This is a genomic window from Streptomyces sp. MS19 (genome assembly GCF_047200595.1).
GTDB lineage: Bacteria > Actinomycetota > Actinomycetes > Streptomycetales > Streptomycetaceae > Streptomyces.
The window spans coordinates 152,849-176,426 of the sequence record NZ_JBJZOH010000008.1; the positions used below are offsets into that span (position 1 = coordinate 152,849).

The 23,578-nt window shown below is 71.8% G+C and carries 22 protein-coding genes; 9 read left to right on the forward strand and 13 right to left on the reverse strand.

Going from position 1 to position 23,578, the window contains the following annotated elements; genetic code table 11:
- Nucleotides 1–427: 427 nt before the first annotated feature.
- Genes ACL02R_RS11460 through ACL02R_RS11475 form a run of 4 tightly spaced genes read right to left on the reverse strand, consistent with a single transcriptional unit; the run spans nt 428 to nt 5,167 of the window.
- Nucleotides 428–1,846 (reverse strand): GH1 family beta-glucosidase, encoded by a 1,419-nt coding sequence (locus ACL02R_RS11460; RefSeq protein WP_412796746.1) that lies wholly within the window; start codon nt 1,844–1,846, stop codon nt 428–430.
- 57 nt (nt 1,847–1,903) lie between these two features.
- Nucleotides 1,904–2,824, reverse strand: a complete 921-nt coding sequence (locus tag ACL02R_RS11465; RefSeq protein WP_412796747.1) for a carbohydrate ABC transporter permease — start codon at nt 2,822–2,824, stop codon at nt 1,904–1,906.
- Nucleotides 2,824–3,864, reverse strand: coding sequence for a carbohydrate ABC transporter permease (locus tag ACL02R_RS11470; protein WP_412796748.1), 1,041 nt, complete (start codon nt 3,862–3,864; stop codon nt 2,824–2,826). The genes ACL02R_RS11465 and ACL02R_RS11470 overlap by 1 nt, the downstream gene beginning before the upstream one ends.
- Before the next feature lie 22 nt (nt 3,865–3,886).
- Nucleotides 3,887–5,167, reverse strand: coding sequence for an extracellular solute-binding protein (locus ACL02R_RS11475; protein ID WP_412796749.1), 1,281 nt, complete (start codon nt 5,165–5,167; stop codon nt 3,887–3,889).
- A 292-nt stretch (nt 5,168–5,459) separates the two neighbouring features.
- Between ACL02R_RS11475 and ACL02R_RS11480 the strand changes: the two genes are divergently transcribed.
- On the forward strand, nt 5,460–6,497 hold the full coding sequence (locus tag ACL02R_RS11480) for a LacI family DNA-binding transcriptional regulator (protein WP_412796750.1): 1,038 nt from the start codon (nt 5,460–5,462) through the stop codon (nt 6,495–6,497).
- A gap of 716 nt (nt 6,498–7,213) precedes the next feature.
- A complete protein-coding gene (locus ACL02R_RS11485; protein ID WP_412796751.1) occupies nt 7,214–7,795 on the forward strand; it encodes a TMEM165/GDT1 family protein in 582 nt (193 codons plus the stop codon).
- A gap of 773 nt (nt 7,796–8,568) precedes the next feature.
- Here the strand turns inward: ACL02R_RS11485 and ACL02R_RS11490 are convergent.
- From ACL02R_RS11490 to ACL02R_RS11530, 9 genes are all read right to left on the reverse strand, one after another.
- Nucleotides 8,569–9,954, reverse strand: coding sequence for a glycoside hydrolase family 6 protein (locus ACL02R_RS11490; RefSeq protein ID WP_412796752.1), 1,386 nt, complete (start codon nt 9,952–9,954; stop codon nt 8,569–8,571).
- Between the two features lie 1,236 nt (nt 9,955–11,190).
- Nucleotides 11,191–11,685: a hypothetical protein gene (locus ACL02R_RS11495; protein WP_412796753.1), complete on the reverse strand. Its 495-nt coding sequence runs from the start codon at nt 11,683–11,685 to the stop codon at nt 11,191–11,193.
- Between the two features lie 16 nt (nt 11,686–11,701).
- Nucleotides 11,702–12,490 (reverse strand): DUF317 domain-containing protein, encoded by a 789-nt coding sequence (locus ACL02R_RS11500; protein WP_412796754.1) that lies wholly within the window; start codon nt 12,488–12,490, stop codon nt 11,702–11,704.
- Complete coding sequence (locus ACL02R_RS11505; protein ID WP_412796755.1) at nt 12,487–13,308, reverse strand: winged helix-turn-helix transcriptional regulator; 822 nt, start codon at nt 13,306–13,308, stop codon at nt 12,487–12,489. Before ACL02R_RS11505 ends, ACL02R_RS11500 begins: the two co-directional genes overlap by 4 nt.
- A 20-nt stretch (nt 13,309–13,328) precedes the next feature.
- A complete protein-coding gene (locus tag ACL02R_RS11510) occupies nt 13,329–13,715 on the reverse strand; it encodes a hypothetical protein (RefSeq protein ID WP_412796756.1) in 387 nt (128 codons plus the stop codon).
- Between the two features lie 30 nt (nt 13,716–13,745).
- A complete protein-coding gene (locus ACL02R_RS11515) occupies nt 13,746–14,447 on the reverse strand; it encodes a hypothetical protein (RefSeq protein WP_412796757.1) in 702 nt (233 codons plus the stop codon).
- A complete protein-coding gene (locus ACL02R_RS11520) occupies nt 14,437–14,907 on the reverse strand; it encodes a hypothetical protein (protein WP_412796758.1) in 471 nt (156 codons plus the stop codon). Before ACL02R_RS11520 ends, ACL02R_RS11515 begins: the two co-directional genes overlap by 11 nt.
- Nucleotides 14,904–15,434, reverse strand: coding sequence for a DUF4913 domain-containing protein (locus tag ACL02R_RS11525; RefSeq protein ID WP_412796815.1), 531 nt, complete (start codon nt 15,432–15,434; stop codon nt 14,904–14,906). Before ACL02R_RS11525 ends, ACL02R_RS11520 begins: the two co-directional genes overlap by 4 nt.
- Nucleotides 15,435–15,615: 181 nt before the next feature.
- Complete coding sequence (locus ACL02R_RS11530) at nt 15,616–16,371, reverse strand: DNA-methyltransferase (RefSeq protein ID WP_412796816.1); 756 nt, start codon at nt 16,369–16,371, stop codon at nt 15,616–15,618.
- A gap of 254 nt (nt 16,372–16,625) precedes the next feature.
- Here ACL02R_RS11530 and ACL02R_RS11535 point away from each other — a divergent pair, with 254 nt between their 5' ends.
- The 7 genes from ACL02R_RS11535 (at nt 16,626) to ACL02R_RS11565 (ending at nt 23,572) form a co-directional block, all read left to right on the forward strand.
- On the forward strand, nt 16,626–17,648 hold the full coding sequence (locus ACL02R_RS11535; RefSeq protein WP_412796759.1) for a C40 family peptidase: 1,023 nt from the start codon (nt 16,626–16,628) through the stop codon (nt 17,646–17,648).
- A 75-nt stretch (nt 17,649–17,723) separates the two neighbouring features.
- A complete protein-coding gene (locus tag ACL02R_RS11540) occupies nt 17,724–18,026 on the forward strand; it encodes a DUF6112 family protein (protein WP_412796817.1) in 303 nt (100 codons plus the stop codon).
- Nucleotides 18,026–18,733 carry a hypothetical protein gene (locus ACL02R_RS11545; RefSeq protein ID WP_412796760.1) on the forward strand — a complete coding sequence of 236 codons (708 nt, stop codon included), beginning with the start codon at nt 18,026–18,028 and terminating at the stop codon, nt 18,731–18,733. Before ACL02R_RS11540 ends, ACL02R_RS11545 begins: the two co-directional genes overlap by 1 nt.
- A 33-nt stretch (nt 18,734–18,766) precedes the next feature.
- A complete protein-coding gene (locus ACL02R_RS11550) occupies nt 18,767–20,095 on the forward strand; it encodes an ATP-binding protein (protein WP_412796761.1) in 1,329 nt (442 codons plus the stop codon).
- A 77-nt stretch (nt 20,096–20,172) separates the two neighbouring features.
- Nucleotides 20,173–21,648 (forward strand): SCO6880 family protein, encoded by a 1,476-nt coding sequence (locus ACL02R_RS11555; RefSeq protein WP_412796762.1) that lies wholly within the window; start codon nt 20,173–20,175, stop codon nt 21,646–21,648.
- On the forward strand, nt 21,645–22,079 hold the full coding sequence (locus ACL02R_RS11560) for a DUF6238 family protein (protein WP_412796763.1): 435 nt from the start codon (nt 21,645–21,647) through the stop codon (nt 22,077–22,079). The genes ACL02R_RS11555 and ACL02R_RS11560 overlap by 4 nt, the downstream gene beginning before the upstream one ends.
- The gene (locus ACL02R_RS11565; RefSeq protein ID WP_412796764.1) at nt 22,076–23,572 is read left to right on the forward strand and encodes an ATP-binding protein; all 1,497 of its coding nucleotides are present in this window, start codon (nt 22,076–22,078) and stop codon (nt 23,570–23,572) included. The genes ACL02R_RS11560 and ACL02R_RS11565 overlap by 4 nt, the downstream gene beginning before the upstream one ends.
- The last annotated feature ends 6 nt before the right edge of the window (nt 23,573–23,578 follow it).

Consider the following 23,578-nt stretch of genomic DNA (forward strand, 5'->3'; position numbering starts at 1 on the left):
GCCGGGCGGGGCGCCGGGCACGATGGCTCCGCCGGGACCCGGACGGGAGGCCAGGAGCCGGGCGGCCGGACACGGGCCACGTGCGGTCGGGAGGGCCGGGTCTGCCGGGACTGCCGGGACAGTGGGTGTCGGCGTCCCCGGCCCGCCGGTCCGGCGCGGCGCGGGTGGAGCCCGCCGCCGCACCGCGCGGTCCCTCGTGCCCGTCGGCCTGCTCACTCTTCTCGACCGGCTCCTCGGCGGACGCGCGTTCCTCCGCCGGCCGGGTGTCTCTCCGGCGCGCTCCCCGGGATGTCGCCGGGCCGGGGACAGCGATCCTCCCGCACGCCTCACCCTGGCTCCCCCCGCCCCCGGCTCCGGGCCGGGGACGGCCGGGGAGGTTTCCGGGAGGGGCGGGGGGAGCCGGGGGCGGCGTACGGGGCGCCGCCGGTCAGTCGAGACCGGGGAGTTCGCCCGTGCGGACCAGTTCCGCGTACCAGAGCGCGCTCGCCTTCGGGGTGCGCCGCAGCGTCTCGAAGTCGACGTGCACCACGCCGAAGCGCTTGCTGTACCCGTAGGCCCACTCGAAGTTGTCGAGCAGGGACCACACGTAGTAGCCCCGCACGTCGGCGCCCTGCGCACGGGCGTCCAGGACGGCGCCGAGGTGCCCGCGCAGGTAGGCGATCCGTTCCGGGTCGTGGACCGAGCCGGAGGCGTCGGGCTTGTCGTCGAACGCCGCGCCGTTCTCCGTGACGTACAGCGGCAGGCCGGGCACCTCGCGGGAGAAGCGGACCAGGAGGTCCGTCAGCCCGGTCGGGTCGATGGGCCAGCCCATGTCCGTGCGCTCGCCCGGGAGGGCGTGGAACTCGACGCTCTCCGAGCCGACCCACGGCGAGTGGTCGGAGGAGCCGTGCCCGTCGTTGCGCAGGGAGCTGTCGCCCGGCGTGGCCGCCGACGCCAGCAGCGGGTTGTAGTAGTTGAGCCCGAGGAAGTCCAGCGGCTGGTGGATGACCGCCTCGTCCCCTTCCCGTACGAACGACCAGTCGCTGACACCGGCGGTGTCCGCGCGCAGGTCGGCCGGGTAGGCGCCGTGCAGCACCGGGTCGGAGAAGATCCGGGTCTGGAGCGCGTCGATGCGCCGCGCGGCGTCCCGGTCCGCCTCCGACTCCGTCGAGGGGCGCACGACGCCGGGGTTGAACGTGATGCCGATCTGCCGGTCGCCCGGCAGGACCGAGCGGAGCGCCTGGACGGCGAGGCCGTGCGCCAGGTTCAGGTGGTGCGCGGCCTTGAGGACCGACTCGGGCTCCGTACGGCCGGGCGCGTGCACGCCCGAGCCGTAGCCGAGGAACGCGCTACAGAACGGCTCGTTGAGCGTGGTCCACAGCGGTACCCGGTCGCCCAGGGCCTCGCCGACCATGACCGCGTACTCCGCGAACCGCTCCGCCGTCTCCCGTACCGGCCAGCCGCCCGCGTCCTCCAGCTCCTGGGGGAGATCCCAGTGGTAGAGGGTGAGGGAGGGCGTGATGCCGCGTTCGAGCAGGCCGTCCGCGAGCGACCGGTAGAAGTCAAGACCCCGCTGGACCGCCGGGCCGCGCCCGGTGGGCTGGACGCGGGACCAGGAGACCGAGAAGCGGTAGGCGCCCAGGCCGAGCCCGGCCATCAGGTCGAGGTCCTCCTGCCACCGGTGGTAATGGTCGCAGGCGACGTCGCCCGTGTGCCCTTCGTGCACCTTCCCCGGCGTGCGGCAGAAGGTGTCCCAGATGGAGGGTGTGCGGCCGTCCTCGGACGCTGCTCCCTCGATCTGGTACGCGGCGGTGGCCGATCCCCAGAGGAAGCCCCCGGGGAAGGCACGAGGTTGTTCTTCAGTCATGGAAGCGCTCCCAATCTTGCTCGTGTCAAGGGTATCGAACAGGGCGGGGCGGGGTGCTCAGCCTTTGAGCGCTCCGTTCATGATGCCGCCGACGATCTGCCTGCCGAAGATGACGAAGGCGATGAGCAGGGGCAGCGTCGCGATCAGCGCACCGGCCATGACCACACCCTGGTCCTGCACATAGCCGCGGCCCAGGTTGGTGAGCGCGACCTGCACCGTCGGGTTCTGCTGGGTGAGCGCGATGATCGGCCAGAAGAACTCGTTCCACGCCATGACGAAGGTCAGCATGCCCAGCACGGCCATCGCGGGCCGCGCCGCGGGGAAGACGACGTGCCACACGATCCGCAGGCTGTGGGCGCCGTCCACGCGGGCCGCCTCGATCAGTTCGCTCGGCAGGGCCTGCGCCAGGTACTGCCGCATGAAGAACACGCCGAACGCGCTCACCATCATCGGCAGGATGACCGCCTGGAGGTGGTCGGTCCACTCCAGGTTCGCGATGGCCATGAACATGGGGACCACCGTCAGCTGCGGCGGCACCATCATCGTGCCGATGACCATCATCATCAGCAGGTTCTTCGCCCGGAAGCGGAGCTTGGCGAAGGCGAAGCCGGCCAGGGTGGCGAAGAGGACCGTGGACAGCGTGATCGTGCCGGCGACGAAGATCGTGTTGATCACGGCCCGGCTCATGTTGGCGTCGCCCCAGGCACTGCCGAGGTTGTCGAACAGCCGGTCGCCGAACCAGAACGGCGGCGTCGTCTCGGCCAGCCGCGCCGTCGTGTGCGAGGCGGCGAACATCTGCCAGACCAGCGGGTAGAGCGAGCCGATCGTGAAGACGCCGAGGATCAGATAGGTCAGCCAGCCCGCGTGCAGCTGCCGCCCCGCCTGGGACGCGCGCCGCCGCTTCCGGCCGCCGTCGGGCGGGACCGCCGCCTGGCCGGGCGCGCCGGCCGTCCGCAGGGTCTCGGTGGTGGTCGCCATCAGTCCTCCTCGCCGCTGCTGCGGCTCACCCAGCGGGAGACCGCCCAGTAGATGAGCCCGATGACGATCAGCAGCAGGAACATCGTCCAGGCGATGGCCGATGCGCGGCCCAGATGCCGGTTGAACCAGCCCATCTCGTACAGGTACAGGCCCAGCGTCTGGTACTGGCCGCCCGCTCCGCCGTTCGCGTCGCCGCCGCCGAAGAGCATCGGCTCGCCGAACAGCTGGGTCGCGCCGATGGTGGACACGACGATGGTGAACACGATCGTCGGCCGCAGGGAGGGCAGCGTGACGTGCCGGAACTGCTGCCAGCGTGACGCGCCGTCCAGCGACGCGGACTCGTACAGGTCGTTCGGGATGGCCTGCATCGCGGCCAGGTAGATCAGGGTGTTGTAGCCGGTCCAGCGCCAGATCACGATGCTGGACACCGCGAACTGGGAGGACCACTGGCCGGACTGCCAGTCGACGTTGTCGATGCCGACCAGGCCGAGCGCCCAGTTGATCGCGCCGTAGTCCCGCCCGTAGAGCATCGAGAAGACCATGGCGGCGGCCGCCACCGAGGTGGCGTACGGCGTGAGCATCGCGACGCGGAACAGCATGCTGCCCCGCATCCGGTAGTTGAGCAGGTGCGCGAGGCCGAGCGCCATCGCGAGCTGCGGGACGGTCGAGAGCACGCCGATGGTGAACGTGTTCGTCAGCGCGTCCCAGAAGAACTCGTCGTTCCACAGCCGCGTGAAGTTGTCGAAGCCGACCCACTCCATGTCGTTCGGGTGGCTCAGCGACACCTGGTGCAGCGAGGCCCAGCCCGTGTAGAGCAGCGGGAAGAGGCCGAACGCGGCGAAGAACAGGAAGAACGGCGAGATGAACGCGTACGGGCTGTACTTGAGGTCCCACCGGTAGCGGCGGGAACGGCGCGCCGTCCTGCGGGCCTGCCTGGCGTCGTCGCCTGGGGAGGGCGTCCGCCGGCGCGCGGACTTCGGGCGCGGGGCCGCGCCCCCCGACGGTGCGGGGGGCGCGGCCTTCGCGTGATCGGTCGTCATGTGGTTGTCCACCTGTCCCGGGTCATTCCGCGAGTGCGTTGTCCAGGCTGCTGACGACGTTGTCCCAGGCGCTGTCCGGCGATTCGCCCTGCTGGTCCACGAGGAGCAGGCCGTCGGTGATGCCTTCCTGGATCACCTGCTCGTACGGGCCGATCGGGCTCGACGGGATCTGCGCCGCGGCAGCACTGAAGATCTGGCCGATCGGGGCGTCGTTGAAGTAGGGGTGCGTGGCGTTCTGCACCTCGGGGCTCTGCTGGGCCTCGGTGGAGCTGGGGAAGCTGCCCCGTTCGGTGAAGACCCTTGCCTGCTGCTCGGGCGCGGTCAGCCAGGCGGCCAGCGCGACGGCCTCCTCGTGGTGGTCGCCCGCCTCGGGGACGCCGATGAAGGCGCCGCCCCAGTTCGACGGGGTGGGGGAGGCTGCGACGTCCCACAGGCCCTGGCCCGCGTCACCCGCCTTCTCCTGGATGTAGCCGAGCATCCACGCGGGGCAGGACGCGACGGTGGCGAACGCGCCGTTGGCGAACGCCCGGTCCCACTCCTCGGTGAACTGCTGCTGGGCGTCGGTCAGTCCGGCCTCGGAGGCCTCGACCGCCGTGTCCCAGGCGGTGCTGACGGCGTCGCTGTCCTGGTAGACGATGTCGCCCGCGTCGTTGTAGTACCGCTCCTCGAAGCCGGACACGACCGCGTTGAACATGCCGCCGGCCGAGTCCATCCAGGCGACGTCGTCCGGGCCGTCGGCGGCAAACTCCTCGCCGGCCGCCAGGTAGGCGTCCCAGCCGTCGGCGAACAGGGCGCTGACCTCTTCGCGGTCGGTGGGCAGCCCGGCCTGCTCGAAGTAGTCGGTCCGGTAGCAGATGCCGGTCGGGCCGATGTCCGTGCCGAGGCCGATGATCCGGCCTTCCTGGTCGGTGGCCTGGTCGATCTTCCAGGGCGCGAAGTGGCCGGTGTCGACGTCCGAGTACTCGCCGAAGTCCACCCAGGCGTCGGAGAGTTCGCTGGTCATCTCGGCGATGTTGCCGACCTCGATGGCCTGGATGTCGGAGAGCCCGCTGTTCTGGGCGAGGCGGGTACGGAGCTGGGCGATGTAGTCGCCGTTCTCGGTGATCGAGTCCTGCTCGATCGTGATCTCGGGGTGGAGGTCCATGTACTCCTCGTACAGCCCCGACTCCTCGTAGCCGAACTGGCCGAAGACGCCGACGCGCAGGGTGATCTCACCGCCCGCGTCGTCGTCACCTCCGTCGTCGTCACTGGAACAGGCGGCCAGCAGACCGGTGGCGAGGGTTGCGGTGAGGCCCAGAGCCACGGCTCTGGAGGTCCGGCGTGAAGGCCGGTGGGTGGAACGGACTTTACTGCGCATGACGGCTCGTCCTCCTGGCGCACACTGACGTTGCCTTCCCAGCTGGTGTAACGAGGCGTGGGGGGAAAGGTCCTGGGGTCGGAACGTACGGGTTCGGTAGGGTTCCTATGGCGTGGGAGCGCTCCCAATCTTGCTGGGTTGAAGGGTTCCCGAGGCCCTCGTGAGTGTCAAGCCGTTGGGCCCCACGTGTCGTATTCCGTGATGTAGTTGGAGCCTGGCGCGCAAACGGGAGGTGGCGATGGCAGTGGCAAGACGGGGCATGGGCCGTGATGGGAGACCTACCCTGGAGCAGGTCGCGGCCCGCGCGGGCGTGGGACGCGGCACCGTGTCCCGGGTGATCAACGGGTCTCCGCGGGTGAGCGACCGCACCCGTGCCGCCGTGGAGGCGGCGATCGCGGACCTGGGGTACGTGCCGCACCAGGCGGCCCGTGCGCTCGCCGCGAACCGGTCGAACGCGATCGCCCTGGTCGTCCCCGAGGTCGAGGCGCGCGTGTTCGCCGAGCCGTTCTTCTCCGGGATCATCCGCGGGGTCAGCGCGGAGCTGGCGGACACCGACATCCAGCTCCTGCTGACCCTGATCAGGGCGCCGCGCGAACGCGCGCGCTTCGCCCAGTACGCGGCCAGCAACCGGGTGGACGGCGTCCTCCTGGTCTCCGTCCACGGCGACGACCCGCTGCCGGACCAGCTGGCCGAGATGGGCCTGCCGGTGGTGATGACGGGCCGCAGGTCCGCCGACGAGCCGGTGCCGCACGTGGACTGCGACAACGAGGGCGGCGCCCAGCTCGCCGTCGAGCACCTGCTCGGCCGGGGCCGCAGCACCGTCGCGACGATCACCGGCCCGTCCGACATGTACGCGGCCCGCTGCCGTCTGGAGGGCTACCGCGAGGCGATGCGCGCCGCCGGGAAGCGGCCGGACGACGAGCTGGTCGCCATGGGCGACTTCACCGAGGAGAGCGGGCACGCGGCCATGCGGGAGCTGCTGCGCAGGCGGCCCCATCTGGACGGCGTGTTCTGCGCGTCGGACCCGATGGCCATCGGCGCCCGCCGCGCGCTGCGCGAACTGGGCCGGACGGTACCGGGCGACGTGGCGCTCGTCGGCTTCGACGACTCGTCGCTCGCCCGGCACATGGACCCGCCGCTCACCAGCGTGCGGCAGCCGATGGAGGGCATGGGCCGCGCCATGACCCGTGCGCTCCTCCAGCAGATCCACGACCACGAGCCCGAGGGACCGCACCTGGTCCTGCCGACGGAGCTGGTGCGACGCGCGTCATCCTGACCGGTTCCGCGCCGCGGGGCCCTCCGGCCCGGCGGGACGCCGACCTCCCTCCCGGGCCGCCGGGCCCGGGGCAGGCGTCCCGCCACCGGAGCCCCCGGGGCACGGCACGGCTCCGGCGGCCCGGCCGCGCGCGCCACGTCGGGCCGCGAGCCACGACGGCTCATGGATTCCGGGACGGCCCCCGCGCTTCCGCCTCGCGGAAGCGAGGCGGCCCTGGTCGTGCCGCTTCCGCGGCCGGGGGCGGTCACGTGTCACGCCGGTTCCGGTGCGGCGCCCGGTCCCGGCGGGGTGCGCCGCGTGATGTGCGCCACGCGCCCCGTCGCGCTCGGCGCCCCGCCCGTCTGGCCGGATGCCTGCTGGAAACGGGACATCCCGGGCCTGGCGTCTTCGTGCCGTATGTGGTGCGCGGGGGTGGCCGTGCTGCCCGCCGGGGGCGGACCGCGCTTCTCCCGGGGTGCCGTGGCGGGTACTGTGGCCGCAGCGAAGGGGAGTAGTCCCGCAACGCCGGCGGTCGACATACCGGCCCTCCAGGGGGCCCGGTCGCCGGGTCGGCGCGGTCACGCGCCGGCGGACGAGACCTTCGGCTTCGGCATGACATGTCCGTTCCCCCTGTCCGGGGAGCGGCGATCCATCGTGCCGGGCCGAGTGGTCCTCCCACGTCTCCGGTCGAGATGCGCGGTGCCGCAGGTCCGGCCCGCACAGAGAGCCTCGTTCCCATGTCACTCGACCCTGTCGCGATCGTCACGGCCTTCGGCCTGATCTTCCTGGCCGAACTGCCGGACAAGACGATGTTCGCGTCCCTGGCCATGGGCACCCGGATGCGCCCGCTGTACGTCTGGTTCGGCACCTCCTCCGCGTTCGTCGTGCACGTCACGATCGCCGTCGCGGCCGGTGGTCTGCTCGGCCTGCTGCCGGACTGGTCGGTCAAGCTGGTGTCGGCCCTCCTGTTCGCCTTCGGCGCCTTCCTCCTCCTGCGCGGGGGCGGCGACGACGACGAGGACGAGGGCCCGGCGCGCACGGTCACCGGTTTCTGGCCCGTCTGGTCCACCGCGTTCATGGCCGTGTTCATCAGCGAGTGGGGCGACCTCACACAGATCACGACGGCCAACCTCGCCGCGACCAACGGCGCCCTGTCCACCGCCATCGGTTCGGCCGTCGCCCTGATGAGCGTCTCGGCACTGGCCCTGCTCGCCGGGCAGTTCATCGCCAAGCGGGTGCCGCTGCGCATCGTCCAGCGCGTCGGCGGGCTGTGCATGCTCGGACTGGCCGTCTGGACGGCCGTCGAGATCTTCGTCTGAGGGGTCCCGGGTTCCCCGCCCCGGCATGGCGGACGGCGCCGGCAGTCCGTCACACCGGCGGTCGGCGGGATGGGCAGGGCCTCCGCCGCGTCCGGCCGACCGCGCGCTGCCACGGGGCAGGGCACCGGCGTGCCGGGCGTCGTCGGGGACGATCTGACCAGCGTCAGCGACCGGTCGGAGAGGGCGAACGCCCTGCCCGCCGTCGAGCCGGAACGCCGTGGGTGGTCCGCCGGCGCCCCTGGCCGTGCCGTCCGCCCTGCGTCCGTCGTGGCCCCGGCGTTCGCCCGGTGCCGGACGCCTCCGACTCGCGTCGCCGCCCGGGGCACCCCGGACGAGCTGGGCATCGTTGATACGGCGAGGCAGTCCGTCCGGGGCGGCCCGTGGCCGCGTGACGGTGGTCGTCGCAGCCGGTCAGGTGCCGCTGCCGCGCGGGGACCGTGTTCGCCCCGGAGCCTGAAGGCCGTGGGCGGTCCGCCGGGGTCCGTGGCTGTGCCTTCCGCCCTGGTTCCGCTGTGACCGCGCAGCTCGCCCGGTGCCAGGGGCGGCGGATGGACGCCGTGCCCGCCAAGGGCGGCCGAAGTGTGCGTCGTGTGCCGGCGTGAGCTTGTGGAGTAAGGCGTGTCAGGCATGTACGAAGCGTAGTCATCGATACGGAGAGTGGTCAATTACCCCTTTCGTGTGACGCAGCGCCACCCCCGGCGCAGGGTGGGCGCCGGGGGTGGCTGCCTGGCTCACTGCCGTGCCGTCCGGTCATGACGACCGGAGCGGGCGGTTCAGCTCACGGGCGGGTAGGCGTTGGCCAGCAGCTCCTGGAACTGCGCGGAGAACCAGTCGCCCGACAGCGGCGCGTCCGGCAGGGCGCCGGACGGGTTGTTGCCGTTGCGCGGGTTGCCCTGGTACGCCGGGTCGCACATCTCGTCGAAGCCCTTGCCCTCGTCGTTCGGGATCTCCTCGCTCGCGCCGTCCGACTCACCCGGCGGCTTGATCCACGCGTAGGCGTCGATCCCCGGCGCGGGTGCGGCCGTCGGGCGCTCGCCGAGACCGGCACCGGACTGGTTGCACCAGTTGCCGGTGTGGATGCGCCCGTCCGTCCTGCTCGCCTCGACGTACGCGTTCACATCCGTCATCGGCCCCGGCCCGGTGGGACGGTCGGGACCGCCCCAGCCGTTGCGCGAGGTGTCGATCAGCATCCCGATCCCGGGATCGAAGCCCTGGCGCACCAGCTCCTCGCGGAAGCCCTGCGCGAACGACTGGTTGTCGTTGTACTGGTTCCAGTCCACCCACTCCGACTGGCGGACCGGGGTGCCGTTCACCGTGTCGTCGATGCTGTAGTACGGCTCGACGGTCGGCCCGTAGTTCGCCGTGTTCACGATGAACCCGGCCACGTCGTCGACCGACGCGCCGTTCGACGTCGCGGTCTGGTGGAACAGGTCGGCGGACGGTCCGAAGTTGCTGTCCCAGCCGAGCCAGCCGAAGTGCCCGGCGTCGACGTAGTTGTACACGTTCCCGATGGCGCCGAGCTGCGCGAGCGCGTACGAGACGCCGGTGACGTAGTTGCCGTTCGCCAGCATCTCCTGGCAGTTGGCGGTCGCCGTATCGCCCGAGACGTTCGTCACCAGGTTGGGCAGCGAGTCGATCTCGACGATCGTGGCGACGCGCAGGTTCTCGTACTGCTCGTAGTCCCGCAGGATCGACGCGATCGGGTCGATGAACTCGTCCCGGTACCGGTCGATCTCGTCCGGGCCCAGCTCGCCGTTGGACGCCAGCGCCGCGCAGTCGCGGCCCGGCAGGTCGTACACCACGACCTGGAACACAAGGGGCTCGCCGCCCGCCTGCTCCAGCGCCGTGTCGAGGTGCTCCCGCAGGCCCATGGCCTCGCCGGTGCCCTCGATGGCCGCGATGCGGTCCAGCCAGACGGCGGTGGGCTCGTCGGCCACCGCGGCGCCGCCGGGCTCGGCCGCCGCGCGGGCGGACCAGTCGGGGTTGACGTAGACCTGGGCGCCCTCGTAGGGGTTGTCGACGCGCGCGAGGGTGCCGGGCGCGTCGGCCGCCGAGGCGGGCCCGAGCGGGCCCGCGCCGACGGCGAGCGCGCCGGCCAGGACGCCGGCCGCGAGTGCCGCGCGCCGCGCGCGGCGGTGTGGGGGTCGGATGCGGCTCATTGCTGATGTTCCTCCAGAGGTTGCGGCGGCGCGGGCGCCCCGCGTGCGGGCGCCGGGCGCGCCGCCGTGTTCGGAAGGGGAAGGGAGCGCCGGCGGACGCCGGTCTCCCGTGCCGTCGTGGCGCCGTGCGGCGCTCCGGTGTCGCGCGGCCGTCGCCGGGCATCGCCCGCGGTCCCCTGCCGTTCCCGCGCGCGGCCGGACCGCGCGGCGCACGGATGCGGCGCGCTCCCGGCGGGGCCACAGGACTGCTCGTCCCGGCCGGCCCCGGGCGAGGCGGCCGCGAGGACGCGGGAGGGGTGGGGGATGTGTGGGGGGATGTGGGGGTGCGTCATGCGGAACGGCTCCGGTCGTCCGGCGCGCCGTCCAGCGGCGCCTGACAGTTTGGGACCGCTCCCACTGGTTGCACGGGACCGTATGCCACCCGACCCGCTCCCGCCAAGGGGGCGGGACGAATTGACGCCGTCGCGCGCCGCCGAGGGCGGTGGGGTGGTCCTGCGGGATGCGGCCCAGCCGCGCGTCCTCCCGCGTGGGCGGCCGGGAAGGCGCTGCGCCGCGCCCAGGGGGACGGCGGAAACGCGCAGGACCTGCCGGAAGCCCTGGTCGGCGGGTGTGCGGCAGGCGGCGGGGGCTGCCCGGGGTGAGGCGCCGTCCCGCCGGAGGGCCGGCCGGCGGTGCCGAGGCCGGGTGCGGCCCGCTCGCGGCGCGGGTGGGTGCGGCCGGATCGATCGCGGCGCCTTCCGGAAATCGCCTTTCCCGTACGGGGGGTTGACTGCGGCGCCGCCGTCCCCGAAGCTTGGGAGCGCTCCCACTGGTTTCCGTGCACCCGCCCCACGCGCGTGCATCTCCTCACCCCCACGACATCCGAGGAGGCGGAATGGGAATTCCCCGCCATGCCCGCGGCCGTACGCGGGCCACATCACGCACACCTGGACACCCGCCCGCGCCCTGACCCGCGCGGGCCCGGCGCCACGCCACGCGGGGCGCGCGACCGGCGCCGGGCCTGGGGGGGGGGGGGGGGGGGGGGGGTCTCCCCCCCCCCCCCCCCCCCCCCCCCCCCCCCCCCCCCCCCAACAACCCCCCCCACACACCCCCCCCCCCCCCTCCCCCTCCCCCCCCCCCCCCCCCCCCCCCCCCCCCCCCCCCCCCCTCCCCTCCCCCCCCCCCCCCCCCCCCCTCCCTCCTTTCCCCCCCCCCCCGGGGGTGGGGTACGGGCCACGCGCGCGTCGAGTCGGGATGTCAGCGGGTTCGCGGTCTGCCGGTTGATGGCGCGGGGGTGCTGGGCCGCTGGTGCGCGGTCTGGGAGCGGTCAAGTTGCAGCGGGGCGGGGAACCAGATTTCGACGTAGCGCGTGATGGCGGTGCGCAGCCCGGTGACGTCCGCTCCCGCCCACGGAGGAGGAGCACTCCTGCGCGGCGGGGAAGGCGGGGGATAGAACGTGGCGTATGCCCACGCCCCTGGCCTCAGCCCCTTCGCTCTGTCCCGAGCCGTGAACGTGGCGTGGTGAGCGAAGAGAAGAGTGACCTGGTCGACAGGGCCCGTGGGCTGGAGCACGGCGACATCGAGCCCGTCGAAGGCCAGGTGCCCGGGGTCGGTGGGATGGAACGAGATCCGCAGACGCTGGGGCAGGGCAGGCTGGGGAACGGCGTAGTACACGTCGCCGAGCACGGCGCTCTCGTACGGCAGATCCAGCTTGTCGAAGAACGCCTGGGCAGCAAGAGGCGTAGGACTCACAGCGCTTCCTTTCTGGTCAGCGCCCTCGGCTGCTCGTCGTCCAGCGCACGACACTCCTCCTGGGTGCCGGCCGCGGGCGTGCGGCGGCGTGGGCGAGGGCCAGCGGTGTCGGGCGGGGACGGAGTGGACGCGCGTACTGGCGAAGCCCCGGGAGAAGTTCGGCCCGCCAGCGCAGGAGAGGTTCGGGGTCGGACAGACTCGTGGTGAGGGCCGTCAGCAGGGGGGTGGGGGTACCGGTCGTGGCCTCTGCGTACCACTGGCCGGGCCCGGTCTTCGGGCCTCCCCAGAGGTGCCACCGTGGTCGCCGGCCGAGCAGTTCGTCCGCGAACTGCAGAGGTCCCTTGGCGAAGGTCAGCTGCGCCTGTTTGTCGGGGGCCGCCAGATGCACCATGCCGTCGGCGGGCGCCTGATGGGTCCACCCACGGTCGAGAAGAGGTTGAAGGGCCGTGAAACGGCCCGCACCCACGGCCACGGACTCCGGGGCGCGGATGCTCTGGGCCAGCATCGACGTAAAGGCGGTCACGATCTCGGTCGGCATCCCTTCGCTGAAGGATGCGGCCCAGGCGGGTGTGCCGTACGGGTCGATGTACGCGGTGATCCGCCAGAGGGCGTCGTCCTCGCCCTCGGGCACGAAGCCCAGACGAAAGCGCAGGTCGGGTGCTTCGACATGAACGTTGCCCAGCTCGTCGTGGCGCAGGGGCCAGCCGAGTGCGGTCAGCGGGGCGATGGCTTCGTCGCCGGAAACGCGCGGGCCGGCGAGGCATCGCGGCACCACGACATCGCCATCCGGTGGCGAGGCGGTCACCGTCGCGGTCCTCCCGCGGCCGGGGCTGTAGCACCGGAGGCCACTGTCCCGTGGGAGAAGATGTCGCCGGACTGCCACTGGGCGCGGGGACGAATGTAGCTGCGGTTCGAGGTCGAGACAGACACGGCGGTGCGGCGAGGTCGCTGATCCCAGACGGGATGGCGGGCGGTAGCGGTCGGGTCGGCCCACAGGGCCCAGGCGGAGAGAGCCCGGTAGACCGGCGCCAGAGCCTGACCCGGCTCAGTGAGGCGGTATCTGCCAGCGGCGGTCTCGACGAGACCATCGGCGCGGAGCTGGGACAACCGGACGCGCGCACCCGCGCGGGCCTCGGCCGGAAACTGCTCGGCGAACTCATCCGCGGTGGCCCAGCCCTGCGAGCGAAGCCTCCACAGAGCCTCGGTCGCATACCGACCACTGATCAGCACGAGGGCGTCTTCCGCTTGCTGCGCGGCGGGGATTGGTTCACGGACCAGGGTACCGGTGGCGTCGCGGACAAGACTCCTTTCCAAGTGCTGCGAGGCCCAGGTGGTCATGGCGGAGAGGACCGGTATCAGATCCGCGCCCCGATCGCTCAGGCTGTAGGTGACGTGCTTCGTATTGTGGACGTCACGCATGGCCACCCCGGCATCGACGAGCCTGTTCAAGATCCCGTGGAGACCCGGATCGCTCATCCAAGGCATACGTGACTTCATCTGGAACGGCCGCAGCGGTTCCGGAGCCATGGTCATCAGGACCCAGGCCGTCCAGCGGGGCGACAAGATATCCAGCGTCTCATTGACTCGTGCGAGATCGGACTCGCGTCGGGGGATCGAAGGCAAAGGGGGTCTCCTTGAAACCTTTAACGGGGCGTAGGCGATGCGGTGTTCGGTGCTGACGGAGGTGAGAAAGGGGGTGCGGACGCGGTCGAGGTTGGTCGGGCTTCCGGGGCGCGGTGCAGGCTCTGGAGTACGCGGGTCAGCACGCGTACTCCCGCGTCGCGGGCCACCAGAGAGTCGGACAAGCGGCGCACGCAGTCGGCGAGATGTGCGGCATCGCTCAGCTCGAGGGGATGCCTCGCGGAAGCGCTGAGATCACGCAGCCGCCGCAGTTGGTGCGCGATGTTCGCCTCAGCCTGTTGCACTTCGGCTCGGGTGGCGACCAGCGCGACGAGCATGCCGGGTTGAGGTGATGCCTCCGCGCGGGCCTCGAGGTCGGCGATCGGGCAGCAGTACAGCTCCTCGATCATCTCCCCGAAGATCCGGGCATGGGACATCGGTCAGCGGCGACGCGGCAGAGGCGGATCTGCTGAAGGCGCAGCGGGGCCGCGAACGTTCGAGACCGACGGCACGGGCGGGAGAGGTGCCTCGTTGCCTCTCCAGAATTCCGACAGCCACCACTCGGCGGCCGACATCGTCGTGAAGCCGCCCTCTCGGAGGGAGTGAGTGCGCGCCTGCATGTCGGTCGTCTCCAGCAGCACGCGGAAGGGGGCGGGTGAGTCCCCCAGCGCTCCGAGGAGGACGGTCGTTCGCGGGGGGTCTTCGTCCGTGTAGCTGTGGATGTGCGCGAAGTGGTCGCCGTAGCCCGTCACCCGCTGCTCCAGCCGCCGGGTGATGTCGTCCGCCGGTGCTGTTCCAACGCCCTCGCGCAGGCCGATCTCCTGCGGCGGGCAGCCGCGGGCGATCACCCATGACTGGGCCATCGCCGGCAAAGGAAATGAGGTGTAGCGGTAGTCGAACAGGCCGAGTTCGGGGATACGGGTGATGTGCAGCGCGAGGATCTGGTCCTCGCCTGGGTGCCCCCAGATGGCTGTCCCGTCGTGCAGGATAAAGTAGCTGTGCCGGTCGTCTTCCCGATGATGATCGGCCAGCATGGTCATCAGTGGCCTGTCGGACCAAAACTTGATCTCGAAATGCCATTGAAGTCGAAGGTTGGTATGCCGGTATCCGTCCAGTCGGAATTCGGCGGATTCATCGGGCATGGCGATGCTTTCGGGCAGAAACAGGCGCGTCAACCAAAGGGGGAGCGGAACGCGCGGTATCGGGCCGGCGGGAGCTGGTGAGCTGCGGCGAGCGGGTCCGAGCGGCATGAGCTCGGGACGTCGCGGGTGAGCGGTCGAGGCCGAGGCGGTCACGGGCAACCGCGTAGACCTCACCGCCGTACCGTGGGCGGACGGCAACGACGTGGATCTCGGTGCGGTGCTCCGCTTCCGCTGGAGCGGGCCGCTGGCAATAGACCATCCGCCATGAGTTGCGGTCGTCGATGTAGATCTTGCGGTACCCGGCGAGGTCCCGGGTGAGTGCCGTGCCGAAAAGCCGCGCGTGGATGATGTCTTTGAGGTGGGCGAGGACAAGGTCGCGGATGTCGTCCGGGGCGTGCAGGAGGTCGGCGAGCGCGCGCGGGTCGAAGGAGAGTCCGAACGCGGGACGGTGGCCCGTCATCCCGCGTCCGGACGGTCGCTGCGCACGGATGTCCCGGGGTGGGGCAGCAGGCGGTGAGCGGGCCGGTCCGGCGTCGTGGTACATGCGGACAGCGGCCCGCCCGGAGCGCGGATCGCGGCCATGGTGTGGGTCAGGAAGTCGCGGTGCCAGATGAGCATCCCGGAGGGGCCGGCGTCCGGGGCCGAGTGCTGCTGGTAGGCCAGCCACAGGGCGTGCAGCCAGGCGACGACATCGTCGTGCTCCTGCCAGCGGGGGCACCAGGGCGCCGCAGTGGTGACCTCGGCCCCGTACGTCGGCAGGAGGAAGTCGTCCACCCAGTCCGAGAGCGCGTCGAGTTCGTCGTCGCGCTCGGGCCCGGCGAGTTCCAGAATCGGCCGGGGCTCCGGTGACGGACCTCCGAGCGGCCGGCCGAACGCGCCGAAGGCATCGTCCGAGCCGAACGGTCCGTCGGACAGGTCGTCGAGTCGCCGGTCCTGCTCGCCGACGCGCGCGAGAAGGCTGCGTACGCTGGCCGACACGGCCTCCAGGTCCGCGTCGGCCAGCCGGACCGGGTCAGGTATCGGCGGGCCCTCGGCATCGTCCACGCGAGTTCTCCTTCCTTCTCCCTCCACCGCCGTTGCGGCAGAGATACTGATCTCAGAGTCTTCGCCAACGCCGGTTTCGGCAGCCGGGGCCCGCGGGGTATAGAAGTCCGAAGAACTATTCCGTCTATGCCGTCAGCGTGAAATCTCCCCGAATCGCGGTCTCGTGGAGCGTCTCGTCAAGCCGCCCCTGGGCGACCGCCGCATAGTGAGCAGTCTTTTCAATGCCGATGAAATCCCGGCCCTCCAGGAGAGCCGCGACACCCGTCGATCCACTCCCGGCGCAGAAATCCAGGACCGTACCGCGCTCCGGGCAGATCTTTACCAGCTCACGCATCACCGAGACCGGCTTCTGCGTGAGATGCTTGCGCGCCGCACCGGAGGGTTGCGATGCGCTGTAAAGGCCGGGCAGATAAACGGGGTTGCGGGAGCCGTCAATCGGGCCCTTGCTCGCCCAGACGATGAACTCGCAGTTCTGGGTGAACCGGCCTTTCTGGGGCCGTGCTTGCGGCTTGTGCCAGGCCAGGACACCGCGCCACAGCCATCCGGCGGCCTGGATCGCGTCGGTGGTGACCGGGAGTTGACGCCAATCGGTGAAAAGGAGCGCCGCGCCGCCGGTTTTTGCCAGCCGGTGGGCCTCGGTCATGATCTGCGTCAGCCAGAAACCATAGCTTCGCTGGTCCATGTTCTCGCCGGTGAAGTCCGGTAGCTGATGCTCGGCATCGGCGCTCGTGTACTTCTGCCGCGCGGTGCGGGACGTACGTTCCTTGGCGGTCCGGCCGCCGGAATTGTAAGGCGGGTCAGTGATGACGCTATCCACGCAGTCATCGGGAAGGCCGGCCAGGACGCTCAGCGCGTCCCCGTGGTGGAGGGAAAAAGGCAAAGAGGTACCGCCATCCTTTTTGGAGTCAGGGCGGGGGAAGCCACCACTGTAGGACACGAAACCCGGTTGGCGGCGATCGCCTGCGGAAAGTACGGGCTGATTTCGGCACCCGGGAATCCGGCCGTACGGTCGTGTGACCGGCGAGGCCAACGGCCCCGCCACTCGCGCTTCATCGGAAGGAGTTCCGTGATCCGACCGCACCGATCGCCGCCGCCCATGGCGCGGCAGCCCAGCACCCGGGAGACCACGCCCACGTGAAGGGCAAAGCCGCCCTACTCGGCGTCGTCGCCCTGTCCCCTCTGGTGATCACCGGAACGGCGCTCATGGCGTTCGCCGGCCACACCGCCGCCGCCACAACCCCCGCCTGCAGCTCTCCCGTCGACTCCTCGGCGGTCGCCGAGGCGGTCACCGGACTCGACCTCCCTGACGAACAGGTCCCGAACGCGCAGATCATCGTGACCACCGGCGCATCGCTGGACGTCCCCGCGCGAGGGCAGGTCGTCGCCCTGGCGACCGCGATACAGGAGTCGAGGCTGCGCAACCTCGCGTACGGCGACCGCGACTCGCTCGGCCTCTTCCAGCAGCGGCCGAGCCAGGGCTGGGGCACAGCGGAGGAAATCCTCGACCCGGCTCACGCCAGCCGCCGCTTCTACGAAGCTCTCATGGCCATCCACGGCTGGGAGCAACTGACCGTCACCCAGGCTGCCCAGGCCGTGCAGCGGTCCGCATACCCGGACGCGTACGCCCAGTGGGAAGACCTCGCCGTCGACCTCCAGTCCCTCCTCGCGGACACCGCGGACACCCCCGCCCCGGATTGCGGCGACGGCGACCTCGACTGGGAGACCATCCCCGAGGGTGCCGTGCCCGACGGATACGAGATGCCGGCCGAGGCCGATCCGGCCGCGCGCGCGGCGATCACCTGGGCGATGGGACAGCTCGGCACCCTCTACCAGTGGGGCGGGACCTGCACCGATCCGCACGGCCCCGACCCGATGGGCCGCTGCGACTGCAGCTCCCTGGTGCAACAGGCGTACGCCCACGCCGGTGTCACGCTCCCCCGCACCACTTACACGCAGATCGGCGAAGGCCAGGCCGTCCCGGAACGGGACATCGCGCCGGGCGACCTGATCTTCAGCAGGGGCAGCGCGGACCGGCCCGAGCACGTCGGTCTCGCCCTCGGCCGCGGCCTGGTCATCGAAGCACCGCGCACGGGCAAGCCTGTACGGGTCGCACCGTTGACCGACTGGACCGTCCTCGCGGTCCGCCGCGTCCTCTAAAGCCCTGCCTCCTTTCCACGCCCCCTTGGCCGCTGTCGGCCTGCCTCCAAGTCGACCTTTATTTGAGGAGTTTTCATCTCGCTCCGCCCCATCGTCCTCGCCTTCGACCCGGGCATCGAGCCCGCCGAGGGCGGCCTGCCGGGCCTGTCGGTCCTGCGGCAGGTCGTCTCCAGCATCAACCTCTTCTGCCTCCTCGCCGTCGTCGGCGCGCTCGCGGTCTCCCTCGGCGTATGGGCCTGGGGCCACCACACCGGCGGCCACCAGGCCGAAGCGAACGGCAAGAAGGGCGCGGTCGTCGCCGCCGGGGCCGCCCTCGGCCTCGGCGCCGCCAACGGAATCGTGAGCTTCTTCTCCGCGCTCGGCACGGAGGTCCACTGATGCGCAGCCGTCTCCCCGCCTCGTTCCCGGCCCGGCGCGCACTCGTCCTGGCCGGCCTGCTCGTCTTCGTCCTGGCCCTCACCCTGGCCGCCGCCCTGGTGACACGCAGCGGCGGTGAACACCCTGCCGAGCCGACACCCAGCCCGCCCGCCACGGGCGAGACCAGCCTGCCGTCCACCGGCGAGGCGACGCCGCCCGCGAGGCCCGCTCCCGTGCCGGACTCCTCTTCCCCGGCCCCGGCGGACCCTCCCCGCATCGACGAGCCGGTCGCCTACGCCGAAGCCGCCGCCACCGCCCTGTGGTCGTACGACACCAGGACCACCAGCCGCGCCCAGCACCTCGCCGCCCTGGCGCAGTGGATGACCGGCGACGAGCGGTACGCCGACTGGCCCTCGGTGGCGAGCCAGGTGCCCGACCCGACGCTGTGGTCCCGCATGGCCGACACCGGCCAGCGCGCCGCCGCCCGCGACGCCGAAGGACGCTTCCCCAGCGCCTTCCAGCAGGCCCTGGCCGACGATCCCACCGCCATCACCGAGGCGTACGTCTACGCCGTCACCGTCACCGGGACCCAGCGGATCGCCTGGACCGAGCCCGACGGTCGGACCGGCGCGTCCGGCACCGAGGAGCGGTCCACCACCCTGGCCGTGCAGTGCCGCCCTTCCCGCGACTGCTCCCTCGTGGCGGTCTCCCCGACCGTGATGCCCTGACCAGGCCGTCGCACAACGAGACAAGGAGACACCGTGGCCTTCTGCGACGTGCCCGTCGTCAGCACCGCCTGTGACGCGGTCGGCGCGATCGACGACGCCGCCGACGCGGCCAGTGCAGCCGCCGAGTTCGCCGCCAACCCGGGAAAAGCGATCGGCGAGTGGATGACCGAGAGCGCCGGGGACCTCGCCACCGCAGCGGCCGACCTGGCCGCCACCGCCGTCGACACGACCACGCAGGTCGACCTCGGAGCCGCCTGGTTCCGCGACAACTACGCGCTGGTTCTGCCGATCGGACTGGTCCTGCTCGTCGGCACGTTCTGCGCTCAGCTGGTGCGGGCGGCGCTGCGCCGCGACGGGCAGGCCCTGACCCAGGCGTTCATCGGCACGATGACCGGGGTGCTGTTCAGCTTCGCCGCCGTCGCGCTGACGACCGTCGCCCTCGACGTCACCGACGCCCTCTCGGACGGGCTGTTCACCGCGTCCGGCCAATCGCTGTCCCAAGCGGTCCGCCGGGTCGTGGCCATCGACCAGCTCACGGCCCTGTCCGGACTTGGATGGCTGGTCGCCGTCTTCGCCGCGCTGGCCGCGGCTCTGGGCGCCTTCCTGTTCTGGTGCGTGATGATGGTCCGCAAGATCGGCGTCGTCGTCATGGTCACGCTCGCCGTGTTCGCCGGAGCCGGCGGCGGCTGGGAAGCGGCGCGGCGGTGGCGCCGCGGCTGGATCGAGGTCACCGCCACCCTCGTGGCCTCGAAGCTCCTGATGACCGTGATCTTCGTCCTCGGGATCGCCGCGATCGGCAACAGCGAAGCGGAGGACGGGATCGGCGCGCTCGCCGATGTACTGGCTGGCATCGTCATCATGGCCCTTGTCCTGCTGTGCCCGTACGCGACATTCCGGTTCGTGCACTGGGCCTCTGAAGGCGGCGCGGACGGTGAAGCCGTCCACCGTGCCAGCGGCGCTGGCATGCAGGTAGCCCGCCAGCACACCATGCATCTGGGACGCCGGGCCGTCGCCCTGGCCGCCGGGGGCGCCGCCGGTACGGCCGCGATGTCGAGCGCGGCGCCCCAGGGGCCCGACACTCCCAGCGGCGCATTCCCCGGCCAGGTCAGCCCCGCCGTGACGCCGGTACCGGGCCAGGGCAATCGGCAGGGTGGTCTGTCGGAGCGGCTGGAGAAGTCGATTCCTGTTCCGCCCGGTCCGCCGGTGGATACCACGGACTCCGGCGATCCGCCGTCCCCTGCCTCGCCCTCTGCTCGCGGCGGCGGATTCACCACCGTGCAGCCGCTCCGCACGCCGACCGGCGCACCTTCCTCGCCGACCGCATCCAGGCCGCCCGCGCCGCCACCGGCCGGCAGCGCCTGACCCGACCGCCGACCCCAGGGCGGCACGCGAGCAGCACCTCCTCGCCCGCGTGCCGCCCCCTGACCTCCGGACCGTCCTTGCCCGAAAAGCCCGTCCTCGCCCCACCTACCGTGGTCTTCCCGCACCGCTCGCGGCGCGGCATCCTCTACGGTCTGTCCCTCCCCCAGCTCCTGCTCGTCTCCGGCGCGCTGGCCCTGCTCCTGGTGGCGGTCCTGACTACCGGGCTGCCCGGCGCCATGGCGCTGTCCCCGGTGTGGGCGGCGACCGTGGTGCTCGTCACGGTCCGCCGTTCGGGCAGGTCACTGATCGACTGGGCGCCCCTTGCCGCACGCTACGCCGTGCGGCGCCGGACCGGGCAGGACCGGTGGCTTGCCCGTCCCCTCTCCCGGCCGCGCCTCGACGGCCTCCTGCATCTGCCCGGAACCGCCGCGTCGCTGCGCGTCCTCTCCCCCGGCGGACCCGACGGCCAGGCCGCGGCCCTCCACGATCCGCACCAGCAGACCCTCACCGCGGTCGCCCGGGTCACCAGCCGCGGCTACGCCCTGCTTGACCCGGCCACCCAGCATGCCCACGTCGCAGGATGGGGCCGCGCCCTGGCCGCGACCGCCCGCGCTTCTTCGCGCGTCACCGCGGTCCAGGTGCTGGAGCGCACCGTGCCGGACGCCACCGGGGACGCCGTCGCACGGCACTGGGCGTCCCACGGCCTTCCGGACAGCCCCACCGCTGGTATCTACGCAGACCTCGTCGCCGCCGCCGGGCCAGCCGCAGCTCCCCACGAGACGTACCTGGCGGTCGGCATCGATCTCAAGGCCGCCAAACGACGCATCAGGCAGGCCGGTGGTGCTGACGGCGCGTTCGCCCTTCTCCGGCAGAGCACCTCGGCCATCACCCAGTCCGCACACGAGGCCGGGCTCACGGTGACCGGCTGGCTGACCGCGTCCGAGATCGCCGGGGTAATACGCACCGCCTACGACCCCGCGTCCCATGCCACCCTCCAGCAGCAGTCGGCCAACAGCAACGCCGTGACCGCCCCGTCCGCCGCCGGGCCCGTCACCGTCATCGAGGAAGGCGACCGGCTCGCAACGGATACCGCCCGCCACGCGGTTTTCTGGGTAGAGAACTGGCCCCGCACGGAGACGAACGCCGCTTTCCTGCACGCCCTGATGTTCACCGGTGGTGTACGGCGCAGCCTTTCCCTCATCTATACGCCACAGGACCTCGAAGCGGCATTTCGAGATGTCCGCCGGGCGAAGGCGGGCGCTCTGGCGGACGCCACCGAACGGGCACGCCGCGGCCAGGTCGCCGCAGAGGCCGACACCATCGAGTACCAGGACGCCGTCAGCCGCGAACGCCAGCTGATCGCCGGACACGGCTCCGTCGCGCTGACCGGCCTGCTGACCGTCTCCGCCACGTCCGACACCGAACTCGACGCCGCCTGCACCCAGATCCAGACCGCCGCCGTCACCGCCCAGATCGATCTCCGGCGGCTCACCTACCAGCAGGGCGAGGCGTTCGTCGCCGCGGCGCTCCCGCTCGCCCGCACCGTCCTGTGACCCCTGCGGACCGCCCTCCCAGTTCTCCCGCCACGCTCTACCTGCGGGCAGCCACCGCAGGTATCCGCCACCACGCCAAGGCCCTCACCCGTACCAGCGACGGCAATCCCCCGGACCGGCACCACCTCGACGACCTCCACGCGCACATCGCCGCGCTGCTACGCCTGCTCGACCACCTCGTCCAGGTGACCCGGCCCGAACACCCCTCCGCCGGGCAGCGCCTGAGCGCCGCCCGCGACTTCTTGTGGGCCGCGACCGCGGCCGTCCACGACAGCTACCACCGGCTTCCCCCAGCCGACGGCAGTGACGACGGCGGCCTGCCGGACGGGCCGCCCACCGTGGCGATCTGCCACCGGCACCTCGCCACCGGACACCTCGTCCGCCGCACCAGCACTCCCACAGACCTGACCAGGGACCACACCCCCGGATGAGCCACCGCCACCACGCCACCGCCACCACCAGCCCGCTGTTCGTCACCCGCAGCAGCGGCCGAGCCGCCCGTACCGCCGCGCGCAGCAAGCTCGCCCGCGTCAACCCGGCGGGCGATCGCGGAACCGCCGCTCCCCTGCCGACGCCTCTCCCACCTCCTGCCCATCCATCGGGAGGGCGCTCCGGGGCCACATCGGCCCGCGCCGGGAGACTGAAGCTCCCCGCCCACCGCCTCACCACTGCCGTCGCGGGGGCCGCCTACCCTTTCTTGGCCGAAGGCGGCCTCGGAGGCGACGGCGTCTACGTCGGACGCGATGTACACGCCGAAGCGTCCTTCGCCTACGACCCGTTCACCCTCTACGGGCAGCTGGACGGCTTCACCAACCCGAACATCCTGCTCGCGGGCGTCATCGGCCAGGGCAAGTCAGCCCTGGCCAAGTCCCTCGCACTGCGCAGCACCGCCTTCGGCCACCGCGTCTACGTCCCATGCGACCCGAAGGGCGAATGGACCGACGTGGCCGCCGCAGCCGGCGGCACCAGCATCGCGCTCGGCCCCGGTCTCCCCCAGCGGCTGAACCCCCTGGACGCCGCCCCGCGCCCGCCCTCCGTCGCCCCGGCCGACTGGGCAGGCCACGTACGAAGCCGCCGCCTTCTCCTCCTCTCCTCACTGGCCCGCGCCGTCCTGCGCCGGGACCTGCTGCCCATGGAGCACACCGCGCTCTACGTCGCCCTCGACAGCGCCGTCGCCCAGGCGGAGCACGCCGGACGCGCGCCGCTCCTCGTCGACGTCACCTCACTCCTGACCGGCAAGCAGCTCAACCGTGCCGGCGAGCCCGGATACCTCGCGGACGCGGCACGGGACCTCGCGCACAGCCTCAGCCGGCTCATCCGCGGCGACCTGGCCGGGATGTTCGACGCCCCCTCCACCGTACGGTTCGACACCAGCGCCCCCATGCTGACGATCGACCTGTCCGGCCTCGGCAGCACCGGCGACGACACCGCCCTGGTCCTGGCAATGACCTGTGCCTCAGCCTGGATGGAAGCCGCCCTCGCCGACCCCCGCGGCGGACAGCGGTGGATCATCTACGACGAAGCCTGGCGCCTGATGCGGCACACCAGCCTGCTGGAGCGCATGCAGGCCCAGTGGAAGCTCTCCCGCAGCTTCGGCATCGCCAACCTGGCGGTCATTCACCGGCTGAGCGACCTGCTGTCCGCCGGTGACGCCGGATCACGCGGACGCGCGCTCGCCGAAGGGCTGCTCGCCGACTGCTCCACCCGCGTCATCTACCGGCAAGAGCCCGACCAGCTCGCCCCTGCCGCCGACCTCCTCGGCCTCACCACGGTCGAGTCCGACGCCATCAGCCATCTCCGCCGCGGTCGAGGTCTGTGGAAGATCGCCGAACGCTCCTTCGTCGTCCAGCACCACCTCCACCCGGCCGAAGCCGAACTCTTCGACACCGACGCCCGGATGCACACGCCTCACCGCGCGACCTGAGCCGAC

What these genes read in the sequence shown, in the direction of transcription:
- ACL02R_RS11545 (WP_412796760.1), top strand. Translation starts at nt 18,026, where the DNA reads ATGCGCAGCCGTCTCCCCGCCTCGTTCCCGGCCCGGCGCGCACTCGTC.
- ACL02R_RS11485 (WP_412796751.1), top strand. Translation starts at nt 7,214, where the DNA reads ATGTCACTCGACCCTGTCGCGATCGTCACGGCCTTCGGCCTGATCTTC.
- ACL02R_RS11565 (WP_412796764.1), top strand. Translation starts at nt 22,076, where the DNA reads ATGAGCCACCGCCACCACGCCACCGCCACCACCAGCCCGCTGTTCGTC.
- ACL02R_RS11490 (WP_412796752.1), bottom strand. Translation starts at nt 9,954, where the DNA reads ATGAGCCGCATCCGACCCCCACACCGCCGCGCGCGGCGCGCGGCACTC.
- ACL02R_RS11470 (WP_412796748.1), bottom strand. Translation starts at nt 3,864, where the DNA reads ATGACGACCGATCACGCGAAGGCCGCGCCCCCCGCACCGTCGGGGGGC.
- ACL02R_RS11520 (WP_412796758.1), bottom strand. Translation starts at nt 14,907, where the DNA reads ATGACGGGCCACCGTCCCGCGTTCGGACTCTCCTTCGACCCGCGCGCG.
- ACL02R_RS11515 (WP_412796757.1), bottom strand. Translation starts at nt 14,447, where the DNA reads ATGCCCGATGAATCCGCCGAATTCCGACTGGACGGATACCGGCATACC.
- ACL02R_RS11460 (WP_412796746.1), bottom strand. Translation starts at nt 1,846, where the DNA reads ATGACTGAAGAACAACCTCGTGCCTTCCCCGGGGGCTTCCTCTGGGGA.
- ACL02R_RS11510 (WP_412796756.1), bottom strand. Translation starts at nt 13,715, where the DNA reads ATGATCGAGGAGCTGTACTGCTGCCCGATCGCCGACCTCGAGGCCCGC.
- ACL02R_RS11465 (WP_412796747.1), bottom strand. Translation starts at nt 2,824, where the DNA reads ATGGCGACCACCACCGAGACCCTGCGGACGGCCGGCGCGCCCGGCCAG.
- ACL02R_RS11480 (WP_412796750.1), top strand. Translation starts at nt 5,460, where the DNA reads ATGGCAGTGGCAAGACGGGGCATGGGCCGTGATGGGAGACCTACCCTG.